This window comes from Bacillus sp. BSL6 (assembly GCF_052928345.1).
The window spans coordinates 1-5,422 of record NZ_JAVGCW010000023.1; the positions used below are offsets into that span (position 1 = coordinate 1).

The 5,422-nt window shown below is 33.8% G+C and carries 5 protein-coding genes and 1 rRNA gene; 1 reads left to right on the forward strand and 5 read right to left on the reverse strand.

From position 1 onward, the window contains the following. Positions 1–92, forward strand: a 5S ribosomal RNA gene (rrf, locus tag RCJ96_RS27255); the annotation flags it as partial. Between the two features lie 684 nt (positions 93–776). Here rrf and uppP read toward each other — a convergent pair. The 5 genes from uppP to RCJ96_RS27280 form a co-directional block, all read right to left on the reverse strand. Further along, the gene (gene uppP, locus RCJ96_RS27260) at positions 777–1,574 is read right to left on the reverse strand and encodes an undecaprenyl-diphosphate phosphatase UppP (RefSeq protein WP_270796916.1); all 798 of its coding nucleotides are present in this window, start codon (positions 1,572–1,574) and stop codon (positions 777–779) included. Positions 1,575–1,591: 17 nt separating this feature from the next. Then, on the reverse strand, positions 1,592–2,329 hold the full coding sequence (locus RCJ96_RS27265; RefSeq protein ID WP_242304884.1) for an ABC transporter permease: 738 nt from the start codon (positions 2,327–2,329) through the stop codon (positions 1,592–1,594). Further along, positions 2,322–3,251 carry an ABC transporter ATP-binding protein gene (locus RCJ96_RS27270; protein WP_270796920.1) on the reverse strand — a complete coding sequence of 310 codons (930 nt, stop codon included), beginning with the start codon at positions 3,249–3,251 and terminating at the stop codon, positions 2,322–2,324. Before RCJ96_RS27270 ends, RCJ96_RS27265 begins: the two co-directional genes overlap by 8 nt. Before the next feature lie 68 nt (positions 3,252–3,319). After that, positions 3,320–4,333: a sensor histidine kinase gene (locus RCJ96_RS27275; RefSeq protein ID WP_416504792.1), complete on the reverse strand. Its 1,014-nt coding sequence runs from the start codon at positions 4,331–4,333 to the stop codon at positions 3,320–3,322. After that, entirely contained in the window at positions 4,323–5,036 is a 714-nt protein-coding gene (locus tag RCJ96_RS27280) for a response regulator transcription factor (protein ID WP_061402425.1), read from the reverse strand. The genes RCJ96_RS27275 and RCJ96_RS27280 overlap by 11 nt, the downstream gene beginning before the upstream one ends. Between the last annotated feature and the right edge of the window lie 386 nt (positions 5,037–5,422).

The following is a 5,422-nucleotide window of genomic DNA, read 5'->3' on the forward strand; positions in this document are numbered from 1 at the left end:
ACACCCGTTCCCATACCGAACACGGAAGTTAAGCTCTCTAGCGCCGATGGTAGTTGGGACCTTGTCCCTGTGAGAGTAGGACGTCGCCAAGCAACTAAAAACACAAGTCTTTTGACTTGTGTTTTTTCGTGTTTAGTAAACAATATTATACTGTTTCAATTATAGACGAACGTTGTATTCTGATGTCTTAATGATGGATATAGGTTCATCATACGCATTGAATATAAAACTATAATCGTTATTTGGCGATATTGGTTTAGTTTCTAATTCATAATAAATGTGACTGGGGCATATTGCGTTTTTTAACTCATCAATTACTAACCGTGCAAGATAATTAGGAGAATCACTAAATTGCCAAGCTGTAACAAATCCTAGTTTTTTACGGTTCCCCAATAAGTATCCCAGTTATCTCATTTTAATAAATATTTAGTCCCTTTATAATCCTTGGGGAATTTCCTTATATGCTATGTCTTTGTGCGCATTTAAAAATTGTATCTGTGTTTTGTGAATTAAGAAAGATAATATGTTTAGAATGAATATGGTTTATAAAAACGTTCGGTCCCTATATAGCATTGTCCAGTAGACATCCATATTAATAGAGAGATGTTTAATTCTTAAATTGTGCTGTACGGTAAAGGCTCTAATTGCTTAAAGAATATTCGGGGTGATGTATTGCCACTATGCCATATTGAAGCAAGACATACTAAAGGTGAAATAGATAAAAAACCGATATTCTAACTTGAATATCGGTTTAATAATCTGTGACTGATACGAATCTATAGCAATACGAAAAGTGTAAATAAGATAGCCAGCAAAATCCGATAATATGCAAAAGGTTTTAAACCTATCTTCTCTAAAAGCTTCAGAAAAGTTACTACTGCTAGCATTGCTACTATAAAAGAGGTAATGAACCCTACTGCAAACATAGGGATGTCATCGACACTTAAATACTTCCAGCTTTTTAGTAAGTCTAAGCCTGTAGCCCCAACCATTACAGGAAGAGCTATTAGAAAAGAGAACTCTGATGCAGTCTTATAATTTACTTTTGCTAATAGACCTCCAGAGATAGTAGATCCTGCTCTAGAAAAACCAGGGTATACTGCTAAACATTGAAATAATCCAATTGTTAATGCTTGATGGTATGTTAAATCGTCCAGTGAGCAGGCGGTTGCCTCTTGCTTTTTTACTTCTGCAAAGATCATAAGAATTGCCCCTGCTACAAGTCCAATCACAACAGTATATGGCTGAAATAAGTAAGTTTTAATAACATCATGTAGTAGTAAACCAGCAACTACTGCCGGAAATACGCCAAGAAATACATGGAACGCGTTGAATTTTTTCTCCTTCCGTAGAAGAGGCTTAATATTACATAAAGATACGAGACGTTTATGATATAAAATTGCAATAGCTAAAATTGCGCCTAGCTGAATAACAATTTCAAACGTTTTTGCTCTTTCTCCTTCAAAGCCTAATAAATGCCCGACTAATATAAGGTGGCCGGTAGAAGAGATAGGTAAAAATTCAGCTAACCCCTCTACGATACCGAGTATGAAGGCAGTGATGATATCGCTCATAGTTTCACTCCTATAAATTAATGAATGTCTACTCTCTTAAAATAAAATAGTGTTGTAATAAATCCGACAATTGCTGTTGCTGCAATGATGATATAAGAATACTCTGGTGGATATGTGGGTTGTAATTCATTATTTGCGATATCTAAAGTGGCAGTCCAGGGAAATAAATCTTTATGTTTGGAATTTACGAGCATAAGATTAGTCATTGTAATAATGACTGTTAATATAATAGGCGGTACATAGCTCTTCATTACAAGAGTTAATAGAACAATAGGTGAAGACAATAGAAAAAGAAGTCCACCACAGGTTAAAAATTTTAGGGAAGAACCTAAAAGTAAAGCAGTGTTAAAACCAGGGAAGTTCCCCAATAGCCCTAATATTAAAGTAAGCGACCAAGCAACTAAAGTTAGCATCATGATCCAAAGGAAAAGAATGATGAACTTACTTATAATAAAACTAATGCGTGACACGGGGATAGTTAGTAAATTTTTTAATGTGTCTTCTGCATATTCACGGGTAAACAGATAAGCAACTACTACTCCATATAAGGGGAACCCTATAACTAAAGTAGTGTATAAGTTAACTTCAGTGAATAATTGATGGAACCAAATAGTCGGAGTTGGCTGTTTTGTTTTTATATGTATATAAGAAGCTACTACGACTAAGAAAGGCGCGACACCAGCCCCAATAATACTAATTAAAAACATATTAGAGCGTTTTAGTTTTAATAGTTCTGTATAGAGTAGGTTAACCAATTGTTCCACCTCCAACTAGCTTGGTGAAATAATCTTCTAATCTGTCTTCGCTCATCATCATTTTTAATACTTCAACATCATTTAGAACAAATGTTCTGTTGATGTATCCTTGTTGCCCGAAATGAGAGTAAATGCGAATATTCCCTTCATCATGTACCTCATAATCGAAAATTTGAAATTGATTTTCTAATAGCATCGTAGCCTTACTGTCATTATTCACCTGAAATTCTATGTATTTACGGTTTGCTTTGCGTAGCGTATCAAGAGAAACTTCTTCTAGTAACTTTCCTTCGTGAATAATTCCGATACGATCAACTAACTGTTCTACCTCGGCTAATATGTGACTAGAAATGAGTATCGTTATATTCCTTTCTTGAGCTAAAGAATGAATAAGTTTTCGCATTTCTTTAATCCCGATGGGGTCTAGTCCGTTAGTTGGTTCATCTAATATGAGTAGTTCGGGATAATGGAGAAGGGCGCGTGCAATTCCTAAACGCTGTTTCATGCCTAAAGAATACTTTCCCACTAACTTTTTTGTTTCATGTTGCAAGCCTACTATTTCTAAAGCTTCTTCAATAGCATTCTTTTTGTGAACCCCAATTATCTTTGCGTTAATTAATAAGTTTTCTTTTGCAGTTAAGTTTTCATAAAACCCTGGAACTTCAACGATAGAACCAATTCTACTTAAAATATCTTTTTGATTTTGAAATAAGTCCTCTCCGAATATTTCGATAGTTCCACTTGTAGGCTTTATAAGACCGAGTAGCATACGAATGGTTGTTGTTTTACCAGCACCGTTACGACCTATGAATCCATAAATCTCTCCCTGTTGAACGTTAATATTTAGATTATCTACGGATTTTTGATTGCCATATACTTTAGTAAGATTAGTTGTTTTTATAATTGTATTTATAGGAGACACCCACTTTCTATAAGTTCTTACTTACATGATAAGAAGGATGGTTTAACTGCATATTAATCATTTCTTAACTATTTCTTAAAAGTATTGTGTTTTGGAATGGAAAATCCAAAAGTGGTTCTTTCCCATGGATTACTTTCAACCCATATATGCCCGCCATTCTTTTCAACGAGCGCTTTAGAAATAGAAAGTCCGAGACCGCTACCACCAAAAGAGGAGTTTCTTGATTGTTCGCTTCGGTACATTCGCTCAAATATGTTTTGCAAATCATGTTTTGGAATACCAGGGCCTTTGTCCCAAATAAGAAGTTCATATTCTGTATCGGTTTCTAATAGTTCGACTCCTACTGTTTTCCCATCCTTTCCGTAATAAATGGCATTTTTCATTAAATTACCTATAATTCGTATAAGGCTAAGTTGATCTGCCATGATAGGAAAAGTAGATTCTGGTATGAGAATTTGTAGTTCAATATTATGTTTTGAGAGCTCAGGTAAAAATTCAATCAAAACTTCTCTAGTAACTTCAGAAAAGTCGAGTTCTTCTTTTTTTAGTGGAAATTCGTTAGCATCTAGCTTCGCCATATTGAATATCTCATCAACTAGGTGCTTCAAGTTATTTGATTTCATATACAGTATTTTAAGATATTCTTGCTTTTCTATTTCAGAAGCAGCAACCCCATCTTTTAAGGCATCAATATAGCCGATAATGGAGGTAAGTGGTGTTCGTATATCGTGCGAGATACTAGACAGAAGTTTTTTTCTAGATTCCTCAGACTTCTTTGCTTCAATCCGAACCTTTTCTAATTCAGCTATTAGTTCGTTTATTGAAAAAACGATATTATGTAATGAACGATCATTGCTTGTAAATAATCTTGCTTGTAAATTACCTTTTAGTACACGACTTAATTTAGTATCTATTGATTTGCGGTACTGAATGAATTGTATTCTTGAAAAGAAGAGATACATTGTAATTAAGATAAGGGTAATAAATAAAGATATTTTTATCCTTGGGTCCATTTGTATATTTAAAAGCCCGCAAATGATAAGTTGTAATGAAATAAGGAAAAGGGTTTTATCAGTCTTCAAGCTGTTCACCTACAAACTTATAACCAATTCCCCATACAGTTTGAATGAATTTTGGGTTGGAAGGATCGACTTCTATTTTCTTTCTAAGTTTTCGAATATGTACCATAACGGTATTGTCATCTTCTATATAATTATCGTCCCACACATTTCGGAAGAGCTGTGTTTTTGTAAATACTTGTCCTGGATTTGAAGTGAAGAATTTTAATAGTTCCAGTTCTTTTCCGGTTAAGTTAATTTCTTCTTTGTTTGTATGAACTGTATATGTATTTAAATCAATCAATAGGCCTTTAAAAGTTAGAGTTGTTTTCTCTTGTATATTAGCGTCACTTCCAAGAACTAAAAAACGCCGCATAAGAGCTTTTACACGTGCAATGACTTCATGAATACTGAAAGGCTTTGTAATGTAATCATCAGCACCAATGCTTAAACCTAAAATTTTATCAACTTCATGATCTTTAGCGGTTAGCATTAATATCGGTACGTTCGTTTTATCTCTAAGCTTTCTACATACTTCAATACCATCTACTTTCGGCATCATAAGGTCTAGTATAACAAGGTTATAGTTGTTTTGATTAAATAATTGTAAGGCTTCATCGCCATTAATCGCAGTATCTACCATATATAATTCTCGTTCCAAATATATTTTTAATAAATTTCGGATTTCTTTATCATCGTCTGCTATAAGGATACGTATATCTTTCATATCTTCACCTGCTTCTAATAGAGTTCATTGATAGTACAACAACCCCCTAATTATATAATATTATTTGTTAAAATAAGGTTAATAGTTTTGTTGGAGGGAAATGTCCACGTAAATTAAATTGAATATGTGTTGCAAGAATAAACTAATGAGAAGCAGAAGGTAGTTTCCGATAATGAATTTTTGTGGGGATGTATCTAGCTAAAAGAGCATAAAAGCATGTAATTAAATATCTTTATAAAAAGGTATTGACGATTGCTACTTAGAGGTGTAATATAGAACAAGTCGCCGATGACAACAACGTCGAAAGCGACAAACGAAATAAAAAACTTAGTTGACATTGAAAGATGAAAATGTTAACATAAGGAAGTCGCAAATGAGCGACTAAG

What these genes read in the sequence shown, in the direction of transcription:
- uppP (WP_270796916.1), bottom strand. Translation starts at nt 1,574, where the DNA reads ATGAGCGATATCATCACTGCCTTCATACTCGGTATCGTAGAGGGGTTA.
- RCJ96_RS27280 (WP_061402425.1), bottom strand. Translation starts at nt 5,036, where the DNA reads ATGAAAGATATACGTATCCTTATAGCAGACGATGATAAAGAAATCCGA.